The sequence below is a fragment of the Anaerococcus vaginimassiliensis genome (assembly GCF_900626155.1).
Lineage (GTDB): Bacteria > Bacillota > Clostridia > Tissierellales > Peptoniphilaceae > Anaerococcus > Anaerococcus vaginimassiliensis.
Window position 1 is genome coordinate 1048105 of record NZ_LR130844.1, and the last position, 26729, is coordinate 1074833.

Annotated in this window: 24 protein-coding genes; 20 read left to right on the forward strand and 4 right to left on the reverse strand. The window is 34.7% G+C overall.

Annotation, left to right across the window (positions count from 1 at the left end; genetic code table 11):
* Positions 1-21: 21 nt before the first annotated feature.
* From cdaA to E0D87_RS05305, 9 genes are all read left to right on the forward strand, one after another.
* Positions 22-834, forward strand: a complete 813-nt coding sequence (cdaA, locus tag E0D87_RS05265) for a diadenylate cyclase CdaA (RefSeq protein ID WP_004833890.1) — start codon at positions 22-24, stop codon at positions 832-834.
* Positions 818-1753, forward strand: coding sequence for a CdaR family protein (locus tag E0D87_RS05270; protein ID WP_130819622.1), 936 nt, complete (start codon positions 818-820; stop codon positions 1751-1753). The genes cdaA and E0D87_RS05270 overlap by 17 nt, the downstream gene beginning before the upstream one ends.
* Positions 1753-3081: a CCA tRNA nucleotidyltransferase gene (locus tag E0D87_RS05275; RefSeq protein ID WP_130819623.1), complete on the forward strand. Its 1329-nt coding sequence runs from the start codon at positions 1753-1755 to the stop codon at positions 3079-3081. Before E0D87_RS05270 ends, E0D87_RS05275 begins: the two co-directional genes overlap by 1 nt.
* A 66-nt stretch (positions 3082-3147) precedes the next feature.
* Positions 3148-4506: a trigger factor gene (gene tig, locus E0D87_RS05280; RefSeq protein ID WP_130819624.1), complete on the forward strand. Its 1359-nt coding sequence runs from the start codon at positions 3148-3150 to the stop codon at positions 4504-4506.
* Between the two features lie 27 nt (positions 4507-4533).
* The gene (gene clpP / locus E0D87_RS05285) at positions 4534-5127 is read left to right on the forward strand and encodes an ATP-dependent Clp endopeptidase proteolytic subunit ClpP (protein WP_130819625.1); all 594 of its coding nucleotides are present in this window, start codon (positions 4534-4536) and stop codon (positions 5125-5127) included.
* Positions 5128-5133: 6 nt separating this feature from the next.
* A complete protein-coding gene (clpX, locus tag E0D87_RS05290) occupies positions 5134-6342 on the forward strand; it encodes an ATP-dependent Clp protease ATP-binding subunit ClpX (RefSeq protein ID WP_004833922.1) in 1209 nt (402 codons plus the stop codon).
* Positions 6343-6399: 57 nt separating this feature from the next.
* Entirely contained in the window at positions 6400-8730 is a 2331-nt protein-coding gene (gene lon / locus E0D87_RS05295; protein ID WP_130819626.1) for an endopeptidase La, read from the forward strand.
* Entirely contained in the window at positions 8727-9314 is a 588-nt protein-coding gene (yihA, locus tag E0D87_RS05300; RefSeq protein WP_130819627.1) for a ribosome biogenesis GTP-binding protein YihA/YsxC, read from the forward strand. Before lon ends, yihA begins: the two co-directional genes overlap by 4 nt.
* Before the next feature lie 325 nt (positions 9315-9639).
* A complete protein-coding gene (locus tag E0D87_RS05305; protein WP_130819628.1) occupies positions 9640-11415 on the forward strand; it encodes a flavocytochrome c in 1776 nt (591 codons plus the stop codon).
* A 377-nt stretch (positions 11416-11792) separates the two neighbouring features.
* Here E0D87_RS05305 and E0D87_RS05310 read toward each other — a convergent pair whose 3' ends face one another.
* Entirely contained in the window at positions 11793-12377 is a 585-nt protein-coding gene (locus E0D87_RS05310; protein ID WP_004833945.1) for a xanthine phosphoribosyltransferase, read from the reverse strand.
* 135 nt (positions 12378-12512) lie between these two features.
* Between E0D87_RS05310 and E0D87_RS05315 the strand changes: the two genes are divergently transcribed.
* Genes E0D87_RS05315 through E0D87_RS05325 form a run of 3 tightly spaced genes read left to right on the forward strand, consistent with a single transcriptional unit; the run spans position 12513 to position 15965 of the window.
* Positions 12513-13202, forward strand: coding sequence for a DeoR/GlpR family DNA-binding transcription regulator (locus E0D87_RS05315; RefSeq protein WP_130820184.1), 690 nt, complete (start codon positions 12513-12515; stop codon positions 13200-13202).
* Positions 13199-14107 carry a 1-phosphofructokinase gene (gene pfkB / locus E0D87_RS05320; protein ID WP_130819629.1) on the forward strand — a complete coding sequence of 303 codons (909 nt, stop codon included), beginning with the start codon at positions 13199-13201 and terminating at the stop codon, positions 14105-14107. Before E0D87_RS05315 ends, pfkB begins: the two co-directional genes overlap by 4 nt.
* Positions 14097-15965 carry a PTS fructose transporter subunit IIABC gene (locus E0D87_RS05325; RefSeq protein WP_130819630.1) on the forward strand — a complete coding sequence of 623 codons (1869 nt, stop codon included), beginning with the start codon at positions 14097-14099 and terminating at the stop codon, positions 15963-15965. The genes pfkB and E0D87_RS05325 overlap by 11 nt, the downstream gene beginning before the upstream one ends.
* A gap of 135 nt (positions 15966-16100) precedes the next feature.
* Here E0D87_RS05325 and E0D87_RS05330 read toward each other — a convergent pair whose 3' ends face one another.
* A complete protein-coding gene (locus E0D87_RS05330; RefSeq protein WP_130819631.1) occupies positions 16101-16433 on the reverse strand; it encodes a hypothetical protein in 333 nt (110 codons plus the stop codon).
* Positions 16434-17171: 738 nt separating this feature from the next.
* Entirely contained in the window at positions 17172-17828 is a 657-nt protein-coding gene (locus tag E0D87_RS05335; RefSeq protein ID WP_130819632.1) for a hypothetical protein, read from the reverse strand.
* Positions 17829-18072: 244 nt separating this feature from the next.
* Here E0D87_RS05335 and E0D87_RS05340 point away from each other — a divergent pair, with 244 nt between their 5' ends.
* The 8 genes from E0D87_RS05340 (at position 18073) to E0D87_RS05375 (ending at position 26097) form a co-directional block, all read left to right on the forward strand.
* A complete protein-coding gene (locus tag E0D87_RS05340) occupies positions 18073-19122 on the forward strand; it encodes a hypothetical protein (protein WP_130819633.1) in 1050 nt (349 codons plus the stop codon).
* A gap of 30 nt (positions 19123-19152) precedes the next feature.
* Positions 19153-20427: a M18 family aminopeptidase gene (locus E0D87_RS05345; protein ID WP_130819634.1), complete on the forward strand. Its 1275-nt coding sequence runs from the start codon at positions 19153-19155 to the stop codon at positions 20425-20427.
* A 2-nt stretch (positions 20428-20429) separates the two neighbouring features.
* The gene (locus E0D87_RS05350; protein WP_105301773.1) at positions 20430-20726 is read left to right on the forward strand and encodes an MTH1187 family thiamine-binding protein; all 297 of its coding nucleotides are present in this window, start codon (positions 20430-20432) and stop codon (positions 20724-20726) included.
* A 364-nt stretch (positions 20727-21090) separates the two neighbouring features.
* Positions 21091-22605, forward strand: coding sequence for an ABC transporter substrate-binding protein (locus E0D87_RS05355; RefSeq protein WP_130819635.1), 1515 nt, complete (start codon positions 21091-21093; stop codon positions 22603-22605).
* Entirely contained in the window at positions 22598-23545 is a 948-nt protein-coding gene (locus tag E0D87_RS05360; RefSeq protein WP_130819636.1) for an ABC transporter permease, read from the forward strand. The genes E0D87_RS05355 and E0D87_RS05360 overlap by 8 nt, the downstream gene beginning before the upstream one ends.
* Positions 23542-24360, forward strand: coding sequence for an ABC transporter permease (locus E0D87_RS05365; RefSeq protein ID WP_004833952.1), 819 nt, complete (start codon positions 23542-23544; stop codon positions 24358-24360). Before E0D87_RS05360 ends, E0D87_RS05365 begins: the two co-directional genes overlap by 4 nt.
* Positions 24357-25319, forward strand: coding sequence for an ABC transporter ATP-binding protein (locus E0D87_RS05370; RefSeq protein ID WP_130819637.1), 963 nt, complete (start codon positions 24357-24359; stop codon positions 25317-25319). The genes E0D87_RS05365 and E0D87_RS05370 overlap by 4 nt, the downstream gene beginning before the upstream one ends.
* Before the next feature lies 1 nt (position 25320).
* Positions 25321-26097 (forward strand): ABC transporter ATP-binding protein, encoded by a 777-nt coding sequence (locus E0D87_RS05375; protein ID WP_130819638.1) that lies wholly within the window; start codon positions 25321-25323, stop codon positions 26095-26097.
* A gap of 50 nt (positions 26098-26147) precedes the next feature.
* Here the strand turns inward: E0D87_RS05375 and E0D87_RS05380 are convergent, their stop codons facing one another.
* Complete coding sequence (locus E0D87_RS05380; protein ID WP_130819639.1) at positions 26148-26642, reverse strand: tryptophan transporter; 495 nt, start codon at positions 26640-26642, stop codon at positions 26148-26150.
* Between the last annotated feature and the right edge of the window lie 87 nt (positions 26643-26729).

Genomic DNA, 26729 nt, shown 5'->3' on the forward strand with positions numbered 1-26729 from the left:
ACATTATTATAAGGAGGAAGTATGAGTTTTTTGGAAAATATTATAACATCTTTGATGTTAATTCGTGTGACAGATATTATTGATATCGCAATTATTGCCTTTGTTATTTATAAACTTTTCTCACTTCTTAGAAATACTAGGGCGGAACAAGTTTTAAAGGGTCTTATTTTTGTTCTTATTTTTGCATCTGTTGCCGATATTTTAAATCTGAATACTGTATCTTGGGTCATGAACCAATTTCTTACAGTATCCCTCGTTTTTATTATCGTTGTCTTTCAGCCAGAGCTTCGTTCAGCCCTAGAAAGACTGGGTAGAGGTAGGAGTATTTTTTCATCTGATAAAATCAAAAGAGATGAAAGAAGTGTAGACGAGATCGTTTCTGCTATGAGTTCTCTTTCAAGACAAAAGATAGGTGCTTTGGTAGTTCTTGAAAGAGAGGTAGGTCTTTCTGATATTATAGAAAGTGGAACCAAGCTTGACTCTGAGATTTCTAGTGAACTTTTGATAAATATTTTTATACCAAATACGCCCCTTCATGATGGAGCGGTTATCATTAGGAAAAACACTATAGCTGCGGCAGCTTGTTATTTGCCCCTATCATCTTCTAACACCATAGCCAAGGAGCTAGGCACAAGACACAGGGCAGCTATAGGAATTTCTGAGAAAAGCGACTCGTTAGTTGTTATAGTATCAGAAGAAACTGGAAATATATCAGTTGCAGAAAATGGCAAGATCAACAGATATTTTGATGAGGAAAGTCTAAGGATTAGGCTAAAAAATGACCTAGTCAATATCGATGAGAAGAAGGGAAATAAAGATGAAAAAGAAAAATGATATAGAGTTAATTATCCTATCAGTTCTTTTGGCAATAGTGATGTGGGCCTTTGTTGTGACATCTACCAACCCTTCAGTAAATAGAACCTTTAGAAATATTCCAATCCTAGTCCAAAACAAGGATGAGCTTGAAAAGAAGGGTTATACTATAACAGGACTAGAAGAGCTTACCAATGTCAACCTCAGAGTAGAAGGATCTAGGGATAAAATCGTAAATATCAAGGAAAATGACATACAAGCAAGTATTGATGTAGAAAATATCCGTGAAGGAATCCAAACTGTTGATGTCAAGGTCGAGACTCCAAGTGGAGTAAGCATCTCAATGATAGATCCACAAGATATAAATATAAATGTACAAAAGATTATTGAAAAGAAACTTCCTGTAAATCTTGTCATAAAAGATAGCCTAAAAGACGGCAAATCTGTAGAGGTCAACGAACAATCCCTAAAAGAAATTACAGTCAAGGGTCCAGTATCAGAAGTAAATAAGATTGACAGGGTAGAAGTTAACATAAATGATCCAGCTTACCTTGATGGCAAAATCCACAACCTCGATATCCATGTTTTAGATAAAAATAACAAGGAAGTTTCAAACATAGAAAAGTCAAATTCTGATATCAATATCTCCTTCAAGGTAACAGAAACCAAAAGATTTAAGGTAAACCTAAAGACCTATGGTGATGTAGCCGAAGGTTATGAGATAAAATCATACAATATGTCACCAGAAGATGTTGTTCTAAAGGGAAACGGTCAAGTTTTGGAAAACATAGAAGAGATCGACACTTATCCAGTAAATATTGATAACCTAAAATCAGATAGGCTAGGCGAGATTAGACTTAAGCTACCAGAAGGTGTGGAGCTTTACGATGGGCAAAATCCAATCAACTACAAAATAATAGTAGACGTAAAAGAAAAATAATGGATAAGCTAAATACTGATATTTCCTATGAAGAAATTATTAAAAGACTAGAGGCTAAGGGATATCCAACATATCCAGTTGGAGGATGTGTAAGAGATAGCATCCTAGGAAGGAAAATAAAGGACATAGATCTAACAACCCTTGCAAGACCCGATGAGATAAAAGAAGTTTTTTCTAGTGAAAAGCTTATAGATATAGGAAAAAAGTTTGGCACAATAAAGGTTATATCAAAGGGCGAAGAGTTTGAAATAACAACTTTTAGGTCAGATGGGAAATACCTTGACGGAAGGCATCCTGATGAGATTTCTTTTTCGGATAATCTCATAGATGATCTAAAAAGAAGAGATTTTACAATAAATGCTATGGCATATGACAAGGGAAAGATAATAGATCCCTTTTATGGAAGGTGCGATTTAGAAAAAAAGATTGTTAGAGCTGTTGGAAATCCCTACGATAGAATAGAAGAAGATTACCTAAGAAGCCTTAGGGCAGTTCGTTTTGCCACAAGGTTAGGTTTTGAAATTGATAAAGATTTAAAAAAAGCAATCAGTGAAAACTCTACAAATATAAATCTCATATCCAAAGAGAGGATTAGAGATGAGATATCAAAGATCTTAATAGAAGATAAACCATCAAGAGGGATTAGGCTTTTAGATGAGCTTTGCTTACTGGATAAAATCTTTCCTGAACTTGCAAGAACTAAGGGATTTGACCAACATTCTTCCCATCACAACCTAGACGTCTATGAGCATAGCCTAAAGGTTGTTGATAGGACAGAATCTGATCTAGTTACAAGAATAGCTAGCTTATACCATGATGTTGGCAAGGTCGATACATTTTTCCTAGATGAAAATGGAGAGGGAAGGTTTTTTGGTCACCAAAACCTATCAGAAAAACTTCTAGAGAAAAGACTCAAGGACTTGAGATTTCCTAAAAAATTTATAGAAGATGCAAAAAGCTTAGTCAAAAGGCATATGGATTGTTCCAACACCTACACCAAAAAATCCATCAGGAAACTTCTAAGAAGGATTGGCGAAGCGAATCTAAGAAGGCTTTTTAATTTGCAAAGGGCAGATATCTTGGCAACAGTCCATAGGGATATTTCAAATATTGACCTAGGAGAGAATATCTTAGAGGAAGTATTAATAGATAATACACCTAAGAAAAGGTCAGATCTTGCTATAAACGGCAATGATTTGATAGCCTTAGGATATCCCCAAGGAAAGATCATAGGCGATATATTAACTAAGATAGAAGAAGCGATTATAGATGATAAATTAGAAAATAATAGAGAGGATATACTGGCATTTGTTAGCAAGAGGAGTTAAACTCTTGATAGCTTAACAAACAAGTAGTATATTATTTCAATGAGTAAGAACTACCAGGAGGAAAAAATGACAGAATTAAAATCACATGAAAATAATATAGCAAAATTCGAATTCGATGTAAGCTATGATGAATTTAAAAAGGCAACAGACACTGTATATAAAAGAAACAAATCTAGATATAGAGTAGATGGATTTAGACCAGGTCACGTTTCTAGAAAAGTTCTTGAAAAAATGTATGGTCCAGAAATCTTCTATGATGAAGCAATCAAGATTGTTTTTCCTAAACCATACGAAGCTGCAGTAGAAGAATTAGATCTTGAACCAGTTGACCAACCATCAGTAGACCTTGACGATATCGAAGAAGGAAAAGACATCACTTTCAAGGTAGAAGTTGAAACAAAACCACACCCAGAACTAGGTAATTATTCAAAACTAATCGTTGAAGAAGTTCCGTCTGAAGTAACAGATGAAGATATTGAAGCTGAACTTAAAAGACAACAAGATGAGAATGCAAGACTTGCTCCAGTAGAAGAAGGCGAAGCTAAAATGGGCGATACAGTAAATATCGACTTTGATGGCTACCTAGATGGAGAAAGATTTGAAGGTGGTAAGGCAGAAAATTACGACCTTGAACTTGGATCAAATACATTTATCAAAGGATTTGAAGAACAAGTAGCAGGACATGCTATTGGTGATAAGTTCGATGTAAATGTAACATTCCCTGAAGATTATCAAGCACAAGAATTTCAAGGAAAAGACGCTAAGTTTGAAGTAGAAATTAATTCTATCACAAGAAAAGAACTTCCTGAATTAGATGACGAATTTGCAAAAGATATCTCAGAATTCGATACATTAGATGAACTAAAGGCTGATCTTAAAGAAAAAATCGCTAAAGAAAAAGAAAATTATGCTAAAAACATGATCCAAAACCAAGCTATCGAAGCTTTAGTTAACAAATCAGAAGTAAGTGCACCAAATGGCATGGTTAACTCAGAAATTGACTTTGAACTACAAAACCTTGACCAAAGACTACAACAAATGGGTATAACACTTGCTCAATATATCGAAATGACAAAAATGGATATCAACCAAATCCGTGACCAATATAGAGATCAAGCCGAAGCAAGAGTTAAGGCTAACCTTGTAATTGACGAAGTTGCTCTAAAAGAAGCGATCGAAGTTACAGAAGAAGAAAAAGAAGCTGAAATCAAAGAAGCAGCAGAAAACTATGGAGTAGAAGACTTAGAGAAATTCAAAGAAATCTTCGCTAAAAACATCTCTGATAAGACACTAGAAGAAAATATCAAGAGAAGAAAAGCTGTTGAAATTCTTGTAGCTAACGCTGAAGTTCTTCCACACGAAGAATACCACAAGGCTGTTGGTGAAGATCACGACCACGACCATGAGGAAGTCGAAGAAAACTAAGCTCCATATTTTAGATAAGGAGATTATATGAACGCTAAAAATTATTTAGTACCAACCGTAGTAGAGCAAACTAATAGAGGCGAGAGAGCCTATGACATATATTCAAGACTTCTAAAGGATAGAATAATCTTTCTATCTGGAGAAGTTCGTGATGAAATCTCGGATATAATCATAGCTCAACTATTGTTTCTAGAAAGTGAAGACCCAGATAAGGATATCCAATTTTATATAAACTCTCCAGGTGGAGTTGTGACAAGTGGTCTTGCCATTTATGACACAATGAATTATATAAAACCAGATGTATCTACAATCTGTATAGGTCAAGCAGCGTCTATGGCGGCAGTTTTACTATCATCAGGAGCTAAGGGCAAGAGATTTTCTCTACCAAGTTCAAACATCATGATCCACCAACCATCCGGTGGTGCTCAAGGACAAGCAAGTGATATAGTAATCCAAGCTGAACAAATAATTAAGATAAAAGAAAGACTAAACAAGATTCTTTCTGATAATACAGGTCAATCCCTAAAGAAGATAGAAAAAGATACAGATAGAGACTTTGCTATGAGTGCGCAAGAAGCACTAGAGTATGGTCTAATAGATAAAGTAATTGAAAGTAAGTAGGAATAAATGTCTGATTACGAACAAAAAGAAATAAGATGTTCTTTTTGTGGCAAGGATAGCTCTCAAGTAAAAAGAATAATTGCTGGTCCTAATGCGTATATCTGTAACGAGTGTGTCGATTTATGTAAGGAAATCATAAGTGAAGAAACTGACAACATTTCCTATGGTGATATTGATTTATCAACACCAAAAGAGATCAAAGACTTCCTAGATTCTTATGTAATAGGTCAAGACGATGCCAAAAAGACCCTATCAGTTGCAGTATACAACCACTACAAAAGAATAAATAGCAATGAAGAAGATTCTGATATAGAACTTCAAAAATCAAATATCTTGATGCTAGGCCCAACAGGATCTGGAAAGACCCTGCTTGCTCAAACCCTTGCTCGTAAACTAAACGTGCCATTTGCTATAGCAGATGCGACAAGTCTTACAGAAGCAGGCTATGTTGGTGAGGATGTAGAAAATATTATCCTAAAGCTAGTCCAAGCAGCTGACTATGATATAGAAGTTGCTGAGCGTGGTATTATCTATGTAGATGAGATAGATAAAATCACTAGAAAAAGCGAAAATCCTTCTATAACCCGTGATGTATCCGGAGAAGGTGTCCAACAAGCCCTACTTAAACTAATAGAGGGAACAGAGGCCAACGTTCCTCCTCAAGGAGGAAGAAAGCATCCAAGCCAAGAATATATCCAAGTTGATACAACTAACATCCTATTTATCCTAGGCGGTGCCTTCGATGGAATAGAAGATATAATTGGCAGGAGATTGTCAGAAAAAACTATAGGTTTTGGTGCAAATGTCAACAAACAAGAAAAGGCAAGCCTTAAGGAAGTAAGCACAGAAGACCTCCTTAAGTTTGGACTTATACCTGAATTTATAGGTAGGGTTCCAATAATAGTAAGCCTAGATGCCTTGGACGTTGATTCCTTGGTAAAAATTTTAAAAGAGCCTAAAAACTCCTTTGTAAGACAATACCAAAAGCTCTTTGAGTTAGATGGGGTAAAGCTTACATTTGAAGATGATGCTCTTTATGAGATAGCTAAGAAATCCTACGACCAAAAAACAGGAGCAAGAGGACTTAGGACAATCATGGAAAATCTTCTCCTAGATTTGATGTTTGAAATACCTTCGATAGATGATTTAGAAGAGGTAATCGTAACTAAAGAATCTATAGCTGACAAGGAAAAATTAATTTATAAGAAGAAATAAGAAAAGGGGACGGTATGCAGGAGTTTTGCAAACGTCCCTTTTGTAACGAGGTAAATTATGACAGATATTTATGAAATAAATAAAAAAGAATATCCTCTGATTCCCTTGAGGGGCTACTGGCCAATGCCAAGTACCTTCCTAAGTTTTGACTGCAAGAGAAGTATATCAACTAATGCTGTAAATGATGCAAGACTTAGGTCGACTAACTTGTTTTTAGTAAACCAAAAGGACGTTTTTGAGGATAATCCCAAACAAGACGACCTCTATGAATATGGAATAGTCGCATCAGTCAAGGAAATGTTTAACCTCCCTGATGGAAGCCTAAGAGTATTTGTAAATCCTATTGGAGTAGGTAGGCTTAAAAAGGTAAACATATCCGAAGGTTTCCTAAAGGCTGAATTAGAGGAATATATATACGATGAAGAAAGTGAGAAAGACGACTTAGAACTAGATGCTCTAAAGAAGATTCTAATTGATGATTTTAAGGAGTATGTAGGTCTAATAAATCAAAACCTAGATGAAATCACTTATTCACTAGTTGAGATTGAAAACTACCAAAGACTTGTAGATGTGATTTGCTTTCACCTAGAGCTTGCTCCAAAGGAGTATTACAGGATACTTTCCACATTAGATACTAAGGAGAGAATGAGTATCTTACATGAGATAATTAGAAAAGAAATCACCCTTAAAAATCTCTCATCAGAAATTGATAAAAAAGTCCAAGAAAATATCAACAAGTCTCAAAAGGACTACTATCTAAGAGAAAAGATGGAAGTTCTAAAAAAAGAAATCAGCGATAACAATGGTGAAGGATCAAGCGAGGCTGACTATTATAGGAAGAAACTTTCAAAACTAAAACTAGATAAGGAAAGCAAGAAAAGTCTTGAAAAAGATATAGATAGAATTGATTCTCTACCAGAGATGAGTCCAGACTATGGCGTGCTTTCTGCCTATCTTGACTTTGTATTCTCCCTACCTTGGAATAAAAAGAGCAAAGATATCATAGATATCAAAAAGGCAAGTACTGTTTTAGATAACGACCACTACGGCCTAACTGATGTTAAGGAAAGAATCCTAGAGTCAATTGCTGTTAGACAAAAAAATAAAAACTCCAAGGGAACTGTAATTTGCCTAGTAGGACCTCCAGGAGTGGGCAAGACTTCCATAGCCAAATCCATTGCCCGTGCCCTTGATAGAAAATTTGTATCAATGAGGCTTGGTGGAGTGACTGACGAATCAGAAATCAGAGGTCACAGGAGAACTTATGTTGGGGCAATGGCAGGTAGAGTACTTGCTAATATAAATAGAATAAATGTCAAAAACCCAGTCTTTCTTTTAGATGAGATAGATAAATTAGGTTCAGACTTTAGGGGAGATCCATCAAGTGCCCTTCTAGAAGTCCTAGATCCTGAACAAAACGATAAATTTATAGATAGATACCTAGACATTCCCTTTGACCTATCAGATGTATTTTTTATAACTACAGCAAACGATGCAAATGAAATCCCAGATGCCTTATACGATAGACTAGAAGTTATAGAGCTTTCTGGCTATACTATGAGCGAGAAAAAAGCAATCGCTAAAAAGTATCTTATAGATAAGGAAAAGAAAAATAACGGGCTTAGTGATAATGAACTAAGTATATCTGATTCTGTAATAGATTTGATTATTAAAAACTACACCAGAGAAGCAGGTGTTAGGGAGCTTGAAAGACTTATAGCTAAAATTTCAAGAAGGGCTGTAAAAGAAATCCTCGAGGGCAAGGAAAAAGTCAGAGTTACTAAAAATAACTACACCAAATACCTAGGCAAGGAAAGATTTTTTGATGATAATATCGAAAAAGAAAATCAAATAGGACTAGTAAATGGTCTTGCCTGGACCTCAGTTGGCGGAACTATGCTGCAAGTTGAGGCAAGTGTTATGGAAGGTAAGGGCAATGTCGAAATGACAGGATCTCTTGGAGATGTAATGAAAGAATCCGGTCAGGTTGCCATGGTATATATAAGAAGCAAAGCGAAAGATTTGGGTATTCGTGGCAAGTTCTACGATAACAAAGATATCCACGTTCATTTTCCAGAAGGAGCAACTCCAAAAGACGGTCCATCAGCAGGTATCACAATGACAACAGCTATGGTATCTGCCCTTACAGGTAAGAAAGTAAGAAGCGATATTGCCATGACTGGAGAAGTGACAATCAGAGGAAATGTCCTACCAATTGGAGGACTCAAAGAAAAAGCACTTGCAGCTTATTCTTATGGGATCAAAAACGTGATTATTCCAAAAGATAACCAAAGAGATACAGAAGATATACCAAAAGAAATTAGGGATAAGATAAACTTTATTCCAGTCGAAAATGTATCTGAAGTTATAAAAGAGGCCCTAGTATGAAATTTAAAGAAATAGAGCTAGAACAAGTAGCAGGTTTTAAGTCCCAATGGCCAAGTGAAGATCTAGTAGAGCTTGCCTTTGTTGGAAGGAGTAATGTCGGAAAATCATCCTTCATCAACTCCTTTCTAGGAAGAAAAAATCTAGCTAAGACTTCATCTAAACCAGGAAAGACCAGAACTATCAACTTCTACAGGATAAATAATAGCTTTAGATTAGTTGATCTACCAGGCTATGGCTACGCCAAGGTATCTAAAAAAGAAAAGGCAAAATGGGATAAGTTAATCAACGAGTACCTCTATGAAAGAGACAATCTCCGTGAGGTATTTCTTTTAGTCGATATAAGACACGAGCCAACAGCCCAAGATAAGCAAATGTATGATTGGATAATAGAATCAGGCTTTACAGGTTTTGTCATAGCCACAAAGTTTGATAAGATTAAAAAAGGTCAGATCCAAAAACACATTAACCAAATCAAGAAAAAACTAAATATAGAAGATGAAGGTCTAATATTTGCCTATTCATCAGAGACAAAACACAACAAAGATGTCCTAGAAGAACAAGTTGATGTGATAGTTAATTATTAAAGTCTAACCCCAAAGTCTAGAAATGTACTGACCCCTATTAGTTGGTTTTAAGTCCAACTTTTGGGGGCCAGTACAAAATAGATGGAGGGGATTTTCTATGGAAAAATTTTCTAACTTTTATTGTTAGTATTCTAACTATAGGTAAAACAGGAGAAAAGTTTATTGTAAAATTATTTACAATATATTAATAAAAATTGGGCTAATATCTGTAATATACACATATATCAAATATTTATAGAAAACACTTTAACCCGCTATTTGAAGGACTTGCAAACATTTCCATAATTTGTTATCATTTATAAGCAGTATTAAAAAGGGAGGATATATGAAGAAGAATAAAATTTTGCCAATTCTTTTATCAGCAGCTATGCTTTTTACTGCATGTGGAAATAACACAGCTGATAATAAGGATGGAGCTAAGGAAGAAACTGCTAAGGCAGAAAGCTTTAAGGCGACAGAAGCAGGACACAACGGAGACATAGAAGCTACAGTTAATTTCGAAGGAGATAAGATAGCTTCAATCGATTTAGTACATAATGAGACAGAAGGTCTAGGAGACGAAGCAGCTGATAAAATCGTAAAAGAAATAGTAGATAAACAATCTATAAATGTAGATACTGTTTCAGGAGCTACAGTTACATCAACTGCTCTAATCGAAGCAGTAAAGGCTGCCATTGAAGAAAGTGGTCGTGACCTTAAGCTTTATGAAAAGGAAAGTGACGAAGCTAACAAGGAAACAGAAACTAAGGACTATGATGTAGTAGTTGTAGGTGGTGGTGGAGCAGGATTTGCTGCTGCTATATCTGCCAAAGAAGCTGGCGCAAATGTTGTTCTTGTAGAAAAACTTGGCCAAGTTGGTGGTAATACACTAATCTCTGGTGGAGAATACGCAGCTCCAGTTAACGAACTTCAAGAAAAAGAAGGCATCGAAGATAGCAAAGAGCTTTATGCCCAAGATATTGAAAAAGCTGGTGGAAAGAAAGAACTTATCGAAGTACTAGCTGACAAGGCTACAGAAGATGCTTACTGGCTAAGAGATGACATCGGAGTAGAATGGCTAGATAGCTTGATGTTCTTTGGTGGTCACTCAGTTAAAAGATCACTTATTCCTAAAAACCACACAGGAAACGAACTTATCTCAAAATACAAAACAAAAGCAGAAGAGCTTGGTATTGACGTTCTAACAAACACAGATGTTAAAGAAATCCTAACAAAAGATGGAAAAGTTTCTGGTGTTAGAGCAGAAAGCGAAGATAAAGACTTAACTATAAACGCTAAGTCAGTAGTACTTGCATCTGGTGGATTTGGTGCTAATGCAGAAATGTGCTACGAAAACGATAACGAAGTTGATGAACACGTACTATCAACAAACTCACCAGGAGCAACAGGAGATGGTATAGTTATGGCTGAAGCTCTTGGAGCAGATACAGTAGATATGGATAAGATCCAACTTTACCCAATCTGTGACGTAGAAACAGGTAAACTTCTATATGTAGGAGATACAAGACTTGTTGGTGGAGCTTTATTAGTAAACAAAGAAGGTAAGAGATTTGTTGAAGAGCTTGACACAAGACGTGCAATCTCTATGGGAATCAAAGAACAAACTGACCACGTTGGTTACCTAATTTGGGATGAAAAATCTAACGAAAAAACTGGAACAATGAAATCAAATCCAGAAGAAGCAGAAAGCCTATACGAAAGAGGACTTCTATACAAGGCTGATACTATAGAAGAGTTAGCAGATCACTTTGAAATCGACAAAGAAGCTCTACTTGAAACAGTAAATAACTTCAACGAAAATTCTAAGAAAGAACAAGACCCAGAATTTAACCTAAGAATGTTAGGCTGGACAATCGACGAAGGTCCATACTACATGCTTAAAGCAGGTCCTGCAGTACACCACACAATGGGTGGACTTGCAATTAACCCAGAAGCAGAAGTACAAACAAAAGATGGTAAATCAATCGAAGGCTTGTATGCAGCTGGAGAAGTTACAGGTGGAATCCACGGTTCAAACAGACTTGGATCAGTTGCTATGGCTGATATCACAGTATTTGGTAGAATCGCTGGAGAAAACGCAGCAGAACACGCTAAAAACTAATAAAATATAAAACCGACCACTTGGTCGGTTTTTTTGTGCCCCAAAATAGGAGAGATTTATAGAACTCTATAGCTTTAATGTTATTATTTTTTTAAGACTTACTTATGTAAATTATTAAAAATGGCAAAAAAATAAGACTACCAAAAGGTAGCCTTAGAGCATAGACAAAATCCAAAAACGCTTACTAAGCTGCAGAAATTTAGAAATTCTAAATCTCATAATACTGTAAATCGCAAACTCGCCAATGCTCAAACAGTGCGATTTACAGACGCATTATTTCGATTTGAATTTCTTAAAATTTCTTCCGAATGGAACGCTTCCTTTTGGATTTTGTAACTTTGTCAACAGTCTGAGACTACCCAAAGGTAGTCTATATATTAATTTTCTTCTTCGACAAAAGTGATCTTTCCGTCTTCTAGTTTAGCAATTCTTGCTAGAGAATATACTTCTAGTCCCATATCATTTTCTATTACACTTCTACCATCGCTGAAGGATTTTTCTATAACTATACCAAATCCAACTGGGTTTGCTCCAGCTTGTCTTACAAGTGCAACCATGCCCTTGGCAGCTTGTCCATTTGCCAAGAAGTCATCTATCATTAGGACATTCTCGTCTTCTTTAAGGAAGTTTTTTGAAACGATTAGCTCATTTGTAACTTGTTTAGTAAATGAATAAACGCTTGAATGATATACATCGTCACCTGTAGTTAGGGATTGTTGTTTTCTAGCAAACACACACTTAACATCAAGCTCAAGAGCTGTAGCTAAGGCTGGTGCTATACCAGATGATTCTACAGTTAGAACCTTGTCTATCTTCTTATCTCTAAAGTGATCAGCAAAAGCCTTGCCCATTTGTTGAATCAAGTGACAATCTATTTGTTGGTTTAGGAAGGAATCTACCTTTAGGATATTTGGTCCAATGACGATACCTTCTTCTAATATTTTTTCTTCTAGTTCTTTCATATTCACTCCTTATGTAGAATTTATACGCTTTTAATAATTATAGTGTTTTTAAGAAATTAGTCAAATTCAGATAATTGAGAAAGGTTTTGAAAGAATTTGATTGATTTTGAAAGAAAATGGTGTTATAATGACAATATGATATTTGAAGAAAGACTAGATGTGATTTTAGACACACTAAATAAAGAAAAGAAAATATCCAACAAAGATTTAATCAAAAAACTTGAAGTTAGCGAATCGACCCTAAGAAGGGACTTAGACTATTTGGTAGAAGATGGCAAGATTAAAAGAGTCCACGGAGGAGCGGTATTAAATATCGAGGCAGAAGAGCTTAGCTTTGATACAAATGAGCTTACCAATCCAACTAGCAAGAGAGAAATTGGCAAAAAGGCAGCAAGCCTTGTAGAAGATAAGATGGTGATTTTCCTAGACGGTGGATCTACTTGTAATCTTGTAATCGACTATCTTAGGGGCAAGGACATAAGAGTTGTAACTCATGGCCTTATGCATATGGCAAAGCTTATGGAAAATAATATTCCTACAACGCTTTTGGGAGGAGATATCAAGGTTAAGACAAAGGTAAACCTTGGACTTGTAACCCTAGATCAACTTTCAAATTATAGCTTTGATATTGCATTTTTGGGAGCTAATGGTTACGACAAGGATTATTACTATACTGCTGATATAAATGAGGCGATACTTAAGAAAACTGCAGCAAAATTAAGCGAGAAAGCCTACATCTTGGCTGATTCAAGCAAGGAAAATCTCATCTATCATGCAAGGATATGTAAAAAAGATGAGTGCGAGCTAATAAGGGAGGATAAATGATTTATACACTTACGACTAATCCATCCATTGACTATATAATGAGATTAGATGAGTTTTGTGATGGCAAAACCCTTAGGTCAACTGCAGAAGAAAAATATGCAGGTGGCAAGGGAATAATGGTAGCAAAAATTCTAAAAAATTTGGGAGATGAACCAATAAACCTAGGTTTCTTGGGAGGCTTTACTGGAGAGTTTATAAAAAACGAGCTAGCTAGACTAGAAATAAAGGAAAACTTCACTAGAATAGCTGCTGATACCAGAATAAATGTAAAACTAAAATACAATACAGAAACAGAAATAAATGCTCAAGGACCTGATATCACAAAAGAAGAGATAGAAGATTTCTACAAGAAACTAGAAGATATCAACAAGGACGACTATCTTATAATCTCAGGATCTTTGCCAAAAAGCCTAGGAAGTGATTTTTACAAAAAAGTCATAGAAAAAACAGGCTGTAAATTTTCAATAGATATAGCAAACAAAGAAGTTTTAGATTATTTAAAATATAAGCCAGTTCTAATAAAACCGAATGAAGAAGAGCTAACTAACATCTTCGAAACTGAAATAAGTAGTGAAGATGATCTTATAAAATACGCCAAGAAGTTAAACTCCTTGGGAGCTAAAAATGTTATCGTATCTCTAGGAAAAGCTGGATCAATATTTGTAGATGATAAGAATATCTACAAGGCAGACGCCATAAAGGGCGATTTGATCAATTCAGTAGGTGCTGGAGATTCTATGGTTGGTGGTTTCATTTATGCAATTAGTAAAGGCTACGATAAGCTAGATGCCTACAAGCTTGCTATCGCTTGTGGAACTGCGACAGCTTTTAGTCCTGATATTGCAAGTCATAAAAAAATCGAGGAAATGAGTAAGAAAGTAGAGGTTAAGGAAATTGGAAATTAGGGATTTACTCAAAGCTGACCTTATGATTTTTGATCTAAAGGCAGATGACAAGATGGGGGCAATTAATGAGATTGCCAAGAATTTTCACGACAAAGGTTATGTGGAAAGCAAGGAAGAATTTAAAAAAGGACTAGTAGAAAGAGAAAGCCAAGGCTCAACTGCCCTAGGTGAATCCGTAGCTATCCCTCACACTAAAAACAAAACTGTCAAAGAACCTGCAGTATTATTTGCAAGAAAGATCGGTGGACTTGATTATGAAGCCCTAGATGGCGAGCCAACAGAAATATTTTTCGCAATAGGTGCTCCTGCCGGAGAAAATAACCTTCATGTAGAAACTTTGGCAGAGCTATCAAAGATGATTATGAAAGATGGTTTTATAGCTGATTTAAAAAAAGCTGAAAACCCAGAAGATATATATAAGGTTATAGAAAAATATTCAGAGCCTAAAAAAGAAGAAACAAAAGAAGTTGTTAGCCAAGAACCAACAAACGATATAAAACTACTAGCTGTAACTGCATGTCCAAACGGCATTGCCCACACATACATGGCGCAAGAAGCATTGGAAAAAGCAGCAACTAAGGCTGGAGTAAGTATCAAGGTAGAGACAAACGGATCTGACGGAACTAAAAACAAACTAACAGCAAGGGAAATAGAAGAAGCTGATGCCATAATCATAGCAGCCGACAAAAAAGTTGAAACAAACAGATTTGATGGCAAGAAAGTTATCCAAAGGCCAGTATCAGACGGGATAAGAAAATCTGACGAACTTGTCAAAAAAGCTATAGAAGGCGATGCTAAAATATTTCATGCAGAAGAAAAATCAAAAGATTCAGATGAGGATAAAGAAGGTCAAAGTCTATGGCAAAAGATATATGGCGATCTTATGAATGGAATAAGCCACATGTTACCATTTGTAATCGGTGGTGGAATCCTCATGGCAATTTCCTTCTTAGTAGAAAGATTTGCTGGAGATAGCTCCCTTGCCTTTACTTTCCTTAATGGACTCGGATCAGATGCCTTTAGCTTCCTAATTCCAATCCTTGCAGGATTTATTGCAATGTCAATCGGAGATAGACCAGCCCTAATGCCAGGTATGGTTGCAGGACTAATGGCAAGCCGTGGAGCAGGATTTATCGGTGGTTTAATCGGAGGATTTCTTGCAGGTTATGTAGTTAATTTACTAAAGAAATCCTTTAGAAACCTACCAAAATCAATTGAAGGCTTAAAACCAATGTTAATCTATCCTGTATTTGGCCTACTTTTAGTTGGTGCTTTGATGTATTTTATAGTAGATCCAATATTTACAGGAATAAATACTGTAATTAATAACTGGCTAATGAGTCTATCTGGTGCAAATATGCTCTTACTTGGAGCGATCCTTGCAGGCATGATGGCAATAGACATGGGTGGCCCAATCAACAAAGCAGCATATGCCTTTGCTATAGGTGCCTTTACAGATACAGGTATTGGTACATTTATGGCAGCTGTTATGGTTGGAGGAATGGTTCCACCAATCGCAATAGCAATTGCTACAACATTTTTCAAAGATAAATTTACAGAAGATCAAAGAAAAACAACAATCACAAACTATATCCTAGGACTAAGTTTCATCACAGAAGGAGCAATTCCATTTGCAGCTGCAGAACCAGGCAAGGTAATCCCAGCAAGTGTTATAGGATCAGTTATAGCAGGTGCAATCGTAGGAGGCTTTAACGTATCAGCTCCAGCCCCACACGGAGGAGTCTTTGTATTGCCAGCTATGTCAAGCTTAAGCCAAGCCCTAATCTTTGTAGGAGCTGTATTAGTAGGAGCAATAGTTGGTGGTCTAATCTACGGATTTATCAAAAAGAAAGACTAATCATAATAATCATAAAAAAAAGAAGTTTTCTATTGGGAAAGCTTCTTTTTTAGTGAAGATTAAATGAAAATTGAAAAAAATTTAAAAATATAGAGAAGAAATGAGATAATCAAATCTTCTCTATAAAGCAAATTTCTAATTTATACTTGAAAGATATTTGTAAACATATATAGGAGCAATCAAAGCACCCAATATACTGTTAAATCTAAATAATAGCCAACTTTCGGTCTTACCTTTATCTGTAGAAATATTTAGAGCTGGAAATATATAAGGGATTACTACAATAGAAAGTATTCGTAGAAATAAGACTAAATACTTATTTAAACTAGTAGTTCCCAAAAATACATTGACTGCGGAAACTACAACTATTACGACAATCCAAGCTATAACTGTAGCTATGTAATCTCCAGTTTTCTCGGGTTTTTCAACAGATTGCCACAAGGCTGCTTTTAACATTTTTATAGGCATTAAAACTCTCCTCTATAATTATAAATGCTTGTCGCTTTGGAAACGTCTTTCATTATTTTTACTACCCTAATATTTTTCAGAGTAAACATGTGATCTGTTGAATAGCAATTTATAATTAAGGTATACTCTATTTAGCCACAAGTCAATATAATTATTTCTTAAAGTATAATTAAATAAGATAATATGTATTGTAGGAGGGAGCATGGAATCAGAAGAATTTAGCTTGTCTAAAATAACTGAGAAAATAATAAATAGAATACAAAAATCAACTGATTTATCTTTTTCAAGCACGATTTTTATATGCCTACTTACTTAAAAAACTTAGAACGAAAAATATGGCATTTAATTTTAGACGACAAAAAAAGGCAGGATTTTAAGATACCCTGCCTTCCCTTATTATTTTCTAAGTAAATTTTTCTTTCGACTAAATAAAAGTGCATATACAGCACCTAAAATAGCCATAATTAATCTAGAAGCACCATAAGGTAAATTTATTCGTGGTATTAATATTACTTCTAGAACAAATAACATATCATAGTATACAATATTAGATTTATGTTTTTTGAATAAATCGTTGTTGTTCACTGTTAATATTATTAAGGATATTACAAATATAGAAATCCAAAAGTAAGACAATGAGTCTTCTCTGCCTATATTACTATAATATCCCACACTTGAAATTATCATAACGATATATGGAAGTAAGTTTAATTTTTTAATCATAATAATCTGTACCTATTAATAATATCCAATGTCTAATGGAGGATATGAAGCTACTGGTTTAATATATATTCCTTGATTTGTAGCTATTGCATAAGTTACTCTAACACATAATTCTGTTAAAGATGGTGCAGCTAATAATGATACTATTGTTGTTATAATTGATCCTACAGGGCCACTTAATGCTGTAGAGATAGATAATAAAGCTGAATACATAGCTGCAGGACCAGCACTAGAAGCTGCCGATAAAACAGCAAATGCACCACCCTGCAAATCACTATGTGAAATATATAGCGTACCATTTGATACACTAGCATATGGTGTTGCAACAGGTTTATTATCTTTTTCATCTAAATTTACCTCTTTGTTTAATACAGTTTCACTTAATGTTTGATAATCTTTTTCTGTAAAACCATATTCATTAATTAATTGATCTTTAGTAAGAGATATTTTTAGAATATTATCATCAAAATAGTAAAATTTACTTACAGAAACAACCTTATTTAAATATTTTAGATCTTCATCATTTAATTCTGCATCACTTGCGAAATATCTATTATCATTTTGATTAATATTAGAGTTATCACTTGCATATGAAATACTGCGTCCTATTGGAGTAAGGACAAATGATGCTACTAGTAGAATACTTAAAAATGATTTTAGTTTACTTTTCATTTATATATTTCCTCCTTTTTATTTTTTAAAATTATCACTTAACAGTTATTCTATTAAAGCTCGAATAACCGTCTTACTTTTTTGTTACCCGAATTGATATAACATAAACAAAAAATATTATATGCCTTAGCGCCTAAAAACGCTTAAAACGCAAAATATGAAGCATAATTGCTAAAGTTTTAAAATTATAATTCCTATAATCGATTATAAAGTATAGTCCTAATAGAAAAAGAAAGGAATGTTTATGACTGATAAGAAAAGAAAAAGTGGGAATGTATTTTTGAGGCTGATATTAGCATTATTTGTTATTTTTTCTGCTGGTATTGGCATGAATAAAGTGTTAAATACCGACTTTGAAGATTTGAGTGATTTGGATAAGGATGTTATTTCTGAGTATGACAAGTTCATAGCCAGTGGTGAAAGCTTGTGGAAAGATTACAAGCTAGAAGATAAGGACTTGGTATTTGTAAATAAGAATGCTTTTGGCAGGGCCTATCTTATCACTAAAAATGATATTTCTAGTATATTTGCGAAAGAGATAAATTTTTATAAGAAAAAACCTTACAAGGTCTATAGAATCTCTAGATTTTATCCCAAAAGAATTAACTATATAATGGGTAATTTCAACACTAATGGCAAAACTTATAAACTCTTAGGTTTAGATAATATTTTCTATGTCAAATACACAGATGAATCTATAAGTAAAAAGCTTACGAGCAAACACTTTATGCCGAATCTTGCTCATGAGGCATACCATTATTATATGCAAGGAGATTGGAAGAATCTAAGTTTTAGAGGTTTATCATATGATGAAGATGAGCTTAATCTTCTGGATAGAGAATATCAAATCTTAGATGAGATCAATAATGGTATTGATAATGATATTTCAAAAGATGAACTATTAGAGCTTACAAGGTCTTACCTTGATATCATGGATGAAAGAATTAAAAATACGGATAAGGAAAAGCTAGGAAGTGAACTTTTTGAAGAATCCATGGAAGGAATAGCAAATTATATTACTATAAAAACATCAAAGATAGTGGGATACGATTACGATGTAATGTATTTTGAAAATACAAAAGATGTCAATTTCTCTGATGTTGTTCCTACTATAAGAAAAGGAGACGTAGGTCAAGATATTTTAGGAGAAAAGATAGTTTACGAATCGGGAGCTGTCCTTACTAAACTAATCGAAAGGTTAGAAGATGACGATACTTGGCAAGATGAGATTAATAGGAGAGGAAGTAAGGATTTAACCTTATACAGTTTCTTAAAAGAAAATTATGGAAAATGAAGGAAATAAATAATTGGGTATCATATTAGTATGGAAAATAAAGAATTTATAAAAGATTTAATAAAATTTATTGACGAGAGTCCAGTTTCCTATTATGCGGTAGAAAATGCTCGCAAGATTTTAAAGGAAAATGGCTACACAGAACTATTTGAAAATGAAAAGTGGGATATAAAAGCAAAGGGCAAATATTTTGTAGTTCGTGACGGGACTGCTCTTTTTGCAATAAACCTTGGAGAAGATATTAAAGATGGTTTTGATATAATTGGCTCCCACACAGAAAGTCCAACTTTTAAACTAAAATCCAATCCGGAAATGGCAGAAAATGGATATCTCAAGCTAAATGTTGAAGTATATGGAGGAATGATTTATTCAACATGGCTTGATAGGACTTTATCACTTGCTGGAAAAGTCGTTTACGAAAAAGAGGGAAAGCTATTATCTAGTTTAATAAATATAGATAAAGACCTACTAACTATACCAAATGCTGCAATTCATATGAATAGAAGTGTAAACAAGGACTTTTCTTACAACCCACAGGATAATTTGTATCCTATAATTACTACTATAAAAGATACTGCCCAAAAGGACGGATACATCCAAAAAATTATAGGAGAAGAGCTAGGAATTGACCCAAAATCCATAATAGATTATGATTTGTCTTTATACGATAGACAAAAAGGGGTGGTCATAAATGACATGTATCAAATAGGTAGGATTGACAACCTTGGATCTGTCCACGCCTCACTTATGGCCTTTGTAAATGCTGATTCTACAAAGACAAATGCCTTAATTTTAAATGATAACGAGGAGATTGGTTCAAGGACAAGAACAGGTGCTTTCTCACCATTTTTAGGAGATTGCCTAAAGAGGTTTACTCTTTTAAGTGGGGGAAATGAGGAAGATTATCAAATAGCAATTGAAAACTCATTTTTGATAAGCGCCGACCAAGCTCACGCAATCCATCCAAACTTTAAGGGATTTTCTGATCCAACTAACGAGGTAAGGATGAATGAGGGACTAGTGATAAAGATTGCTGCAAATGGAGCTTACAGCACAAATATTACTAGCAAGGCAAGAATAGTTAAAATTGCAAGAGACTTAGGATTAAACTTACAAACCTTCCACAACAGAAACGATAAACAAGGAGGATCTACTATTGGTCCAATAGCCTCAGCAAATTTGGGTATAAGAAGTATAGATGTCGGTGAGCCAATTCTTGCCATGCATTCTATAAGAGAGCTTGGCGGAACCTATGATCACTTTGACGCTTATAAGATTTACAAGAGATTTTACGAGGAGGACTAGAAATGGCAGTAGTAGAAGTATGTCTAATACCAATAGGAACAAAAGAAACATCAGTGAGCAAATACGTAGCAGAAGCTGAGAAAATCTTAATGGCAGAAGGTGTAAAATATAAACTAAACCCTATGGGAACAGTAATAGAAGCAGATGCTGACAAGGCATTAGAAGTTATAAGGAAAATGCAAGAGTCTGTCTTTGACAAGGGGGCAGATAGGGTGTATTCTGTCATCAAAATGGACGATAGAAGAGACAAAAACGCTAGTATGGAACAAAAAATTAAATCAGTAGAAGATAAACTATAAATCAGGAATGAACCCTCTAGCGGTTCATTCTTTTTTTATCTAAAATCTTGTTAAAAGTTTATAAATATGTTAAAATATTGTCAATGAATCTTTTGGAGGCGATATGGAAAGGAAATAAAAAATGTCAAAAATAGCCCAATTTCTTTTAGTAAATAAATAAGATTTATGGGGAAAATATTATCTACTAAAGAAATTAAATTTGGCATTGATCGGAATGAAAAAAACAAAAATACAAGTACAATGCGTAAAGGAAATATGAAGGTTACTAGAAGTAAACCTAGTAAGGGCGTGCCTTTTTTATTTAATGGATATTGTTACAAAATTAACTAACAGTTAGATTTTAACTCACATATTAGGAGGAATTATGAAAAAGAGAAATGTACTCTTAGCACTAGCCTTATCTTGCATAATGTTTACATCATGTGGAAAGGCTGACAACACAACAGATGAAAATGCTGACAGTAGTAAACCACTAAAGGTTGCGATGTTTACAGAAATCGACTCCCTAGATCCCTTTAATGCTACAGCAGGAGATACCAAAACTATCATGGACCAAGTATTTGATGGTCTATTTGATGTAGATGAGGATGGAAATCTAGTGCCTGACCTTTGCGAATCTTACGAGATAAGTGAAGATGGTCTAACTTATGATTTTAAATTAAAAGAAGGCGTAAAGTTTCACAATGACAAGGACTTTACTGCAGATGATGTTTATTACACTTATGATACCCTAGCAGGGCTAACAAGTGGTGAACCTAAGTCAAGCAAATTCGCTCAAATCGAGTCAATGGAAGTAGTATCACCTACAGAAATTAAGATTAAACTAAAGGAAAAATCTAACTCCTTTATTTTCCTAAATACTCAACCAATCGTCCAAAAAGATTATGCTGACAACCAAACAAAACCAGTTGGTACAGGTCCTTTTGAGTTTGTTTCCTATACTCCAGGCGAGGGAATGAAACTTAAAAAGTTTGAAAATTATCACAGGAAAGATCACCTAGCAAACTTCGATGATGTAGAAATTATTAGAATTGCTGATAGGCAAACTCTAGTAATGGCTCTAAATAACAAGGACGTTGACCTTGCTACAGGTTTAACTAATGATGAGCTTAGTCAAATAGAAGATGATTGTGATATTCACTCTTTCCCTCAAAACCTAGTTCAAGTTTTAGGTCTTAACAACGCTGTTGCACCTTTTGATGATGTTAGAGTTAGACAAGCTATATCATACGCTATAGATAAAGACGAGATTATAAATACAGCTGCAGGTGGAAGAGCAACAAAACTTTACTCAAACTTCTCACCAGCTCTAAAAGAATACTTTAATGATATGGGAGAAAAATATCCATACGATCCAGAAAAAGCCAAAGAACTTCTAAAAGAAGCAGGTCTTGAAAATGGATTTAGTGTAAAACTAACAGTACCTAGCGATTATAAATATCACATGGATACAGCTGAACTTATCCAAGCTCAACTAGGTAAAGTTGGTATTGATGTAACAATCGACCCAATTGAATTTTCAACTTGGTTAAGCAAAGTATACAAAGATAAAGATTACGAAGCAACAGTATCAGGCTTTGTTGGATATGTTGACCCAATCAGAGTTATAGATAGATATGTATCAACAAATGACAAAAACTTTATAAACTACAAGTCAGAAGCCTATGACGCTGCTATAGAAGCTGCTCAAAGTGCAGATACTAAGGAAGATATAGCTAAAAATGTAAAAGATGCCCAAGAATTTATGGCAGAAGATGCAGGATCAGTTTTCCTAACAGACCCAGACAATAACCAAGCTATAAATAAGGACCTAGAAGGACTTAAATCCTATCCAGTCCAAAAACTAAACCTCGAGGATATAAAGAAGAAAAATGACTAAAGCAATAGTAAAAAAACTATTGTCCATTATATTGACCTTGTTTTTTGTATCTGCCTTAATATTTTTTGTGTTCCAAATAATTCCAGGAAATCCTGCAGAAATTATCTTGGGAACTGAGGCAGACCCAGCCCAAGTCCTAGCTCTTGAAAAAGAGTTAGGTCTTGATAGGCCAATATTTGAAAGATATATAGAATGGATAATAGGACTTTTTAGGTTAGATATGGGCATGAGTCTTAAATATCAAATGCCTGTAGCAAATCTTTTCTTAAAAAAGCTACCTGTAACCCTTTATTTGACCTTTTATTCCCTAGTGCTATCCCTACTGATAGCCATACCTCTATCTATTCAGATAACACTAAAATCAGATAAGTGGTACTCATCAATAATTACAGCCATAACCCAACTTGGAATTTCGATTCCTTCTTTTTGGTTGGCTTTTTTGCTGATTTATGTATTTGCAGTGAAATTAGATATATTTCCAACCTTGTCTTATAATATCATGGCAGGAAGTTTCGGACAGAAATTAAAGAACTTCTTTTTGCCATCCCTTGCCATAGCTATACCAAATATAGCAACTATCATAAGATATATGCAAGCGGCAATATTAGATGAGATTAACAAAGATTATGTTAGGACAGCTAGGATGAAGGGTCTTACCCTAAAAGAAATCCTATATAAACACGTCCTAAAAAACGCCCTTATTCCAGTAATCACAGTTATAGGAATGAGTCTAACATCAAGTGTTGGAGGTAGTTTGATAGTGGAAAATGTATTTTCCCTACCAGGAGTAGGTTCACTAATCGTAGCCTCAATTTCATCTAGGGATTTCCCACTGATTCAATCAGTTGTAGTGGCTGTTGCCTTCTTGGTAATATTTATAAACTTTGTAATTGATATTCTCTATGGAATAATCGACCCAAGGATTCGAGGTGGCAGATGATTAAGAATAATAAAATATCTATAAGAATCGGTGAAGTAATAATAGCCTTATATTTTATTGTATTTTTGGTGGCCTTATTTTGGACACCTTACGATCCAAACGCCATAGAAAGTGCAAACAAACTTATGGCACCAAGTCTCTCTCATCCATTTGGTACTGATAATATGGGAAGAGATATCCTATCAAGACTAATGGAAGGTAGCAAGTATGCTCTTATTTTATCCTTCGGAACTGTGGGTCTTGCCCTAGTTTTAGGATCAATTATAGGAGGTATAGCGGGATATTTTGGTGGCGTAGTAGATGAAATCTTGATGCGTTTTATAGATTCACTAATGGCTTTTCCTGGCATACTTTTTGCCATGATGCTTGTTACTGTATTTGGAGCAGGTCTAATAAATACAATTCTTGCTATTGGTATCATGTCAATTCCTTATTTTGCAAGAGTTGTAAGAAGTGGTTTCCTTCAAGTCAAGGGAGCACAATTTGTAAAATCTGCCCAAGTCAAGGGAGCAAGGCCATTTTACATTGCCAAAAATCACATTATTCCAAATATTAAAAACCAACTAATGGTGGCAATCGTCCTATCCATTTCCCAAGCAATCCTTGCAGAAAGTGGTCTGTCTTATCTAGGTCTTGGTGTTAGACCACCAAACCCATCTTGGGGAAGGATGCTAAAAGAAAGTCAGATTTATTTTAACCAAGCTCCATACTATTTTATATTTACAGGAGTTTGTCTAAGTCTATTGGTATTAGGATTTACACTTTTTGGTGAGAAGTTTAGAAATGAAAGATTGAAGGAGAAGGCTCAACGATGAAATTATTAGAAGTAGATGATTTGACAGTAGCCTTTCCTACTGCCAATGGTGATAAGAATGCAGTAAATCATATATCTTTTGACCTGGAGGAGCATGATTTTATAGGTCTTGTTGGAGAAAGTGGTTGTGGAAAGACAGTTGCAACCCAAACAATCTTAGGGATCCAGTCAAAAGATGCCATAATTAAGTCAGGATCAGTCAAGCTTAGGGGGATAGAAGTCTTAGGTTTAGATGATAAAGAGTGGTCAAAATATAGGTCAAGAAATATAGCCACAGTTTTTCAAGAACCAGCATCTGCCCTAAATCCTTTGATGAAAGTAGGAAAACAAATAGAAGAAGTCCTTGAAATCCACTACGATTTTGACAAAGACAAAAGAAAAAATCTAGTCCTAGACACAATGGAAAAGTGCGGACTAAAAAATGTAGAAAGCCTATATAACAAATATCCTCATGAGCTATCCGGAGGTATGCAACAAAGAATAGTAATCTGTATGAGTCTTATAGCAAATCCAAATGTTCTAATAGCAGATGAGCCAACTACAGCCCTAGATGCCAAGGTACAAGCTCAAATAATCGACTTATTTAAAGATATTAGCCAAATCTATAAGGGAGCTATAGTATTTATATCTCATGACCTTAACTTGATAGAAAGAATTTCAAAAAAAGTTATGATAATGTATGCAGGTAGACTCGTAGAAAAAGGCCCTACAGAAGAAATAATAAATGATCCTCTTCATCCTTACACCAAGGCACTTCTAAAAGCTGTTCCAAACTTTAGAAAAAGAGGAGAAAAGCTATATAATATAAAAGGCCATGTACCAGATCTTAAAAATAGGCCAAATGAAGGATGTCCTTTTGCCGATAGGTGCGATTTTGTAATGGATAAGTGTCTTAAAACTTATCCAGAAAAATATGTTAAGGCAAATCATTCGGTAAACTGCCACTTGTTTGGAGACTAAGATGGAAGATATACTTAGAATAGAAAATATAAAAAAAATCTACAAAGATTCAGCCATACTCTTTAGAAAAAAAGACAATGTAGCCTTGGATGATGTGTCGCTAACAGTAAAAAAGGGTGAGATATTTGGTCTAGTAGGAGAAAGTGGATCAGGAAAGACGACTCTTTCTAATATTATCCTAAGACTGGTAAAAGAAACTAGCGGTAAAATTTACTTTAAGGATAAGGATATAACAGAGTTTAGCAAAGAAGAGCTAAAAGAATACAGGAAAAATCTTCAAGTAGTTTTTCAAAATCCTTACCAAGCTCTAAATCCCAAAAAGACCATTGGTTTTTCAATGAGAGAAATCTTAGAAATCCATGATATTGGAAGTGAAGAAGAAAGAAATGAAAAACTCTATGAAATCTTAGGAGAAATCGAGATGGAAAGAGATGTGCTTAATTATTATCCGGGAAGTTTATCTGGTGGACAAAAGCAAAGAATAGCTATAGCAAGCGCTCTTCTCATAAACCCTGAGTTTCTAATAATAGATGAGGGAGTAAGTGCATTAGATGTTAGTATCCAAGCTCAAATCCTAAATCTAATCAAAGAACTTCAAGAAATCCACCACTTTACAACATTTTTCATATCTCACGACCTAAATGTAATCGCCTATCTTTGTGATAGGATCGGGGTTTTGTATAATGGAAAACTAGTAGATTTGTTCAAGACAGAAGATATAGCAAGTGATGATAGAAGCGAATATACCAAAGAACTTTTCAAATCAATAAGAATATAAAAATAATGAGGTCTATAGAATTAATTTTCTATGAGGCCTCATTTTTCTCTTCAAATATATTTTTCTATTTTTTTATATACATTCATAAGAACTATTCCAAATATTGAATTGACAATGATAGCTATAAGAACGACTGACAATGATGGGAGAAATAGTGCCATCTGATCAGTTATAAATAGGGCTAGGATTAAAAATACAAGACCACTAACCAAAGTACCTAGGGCAAAAAGAATGATTATCTTAGGTGTAGTAAGATTTTTCCCCAAAGCCTTTAATAAATAATAGCAAAATAAAGTCGTAATAATTTTCTCAACCATATTTGGAATTTGTCCTCCAGGAAAGCTTGTAGTTAGAGCACTCATTACACCTCCACAAAGACCAACAAGGATTGCCTCTTTGATATCATCTGTAATAATAAGACACATAAACATCATAGATAAGAGAAAATCAGGTTTTACTCCGCCAAAGATTGGGGGAACCAAAAAGTGCATTACAAGGCCAAGTGCCATAAAAATTGCTGAGATAGTTATGTTTTTAGTTTTCATAAAATCCTCCTTTTCTAAAAACAAAAAAGACCCGCTCCATATAAGGAGCGAGCCTAAGCCCACGGTGCCATCCATCTTGTCGTAAAG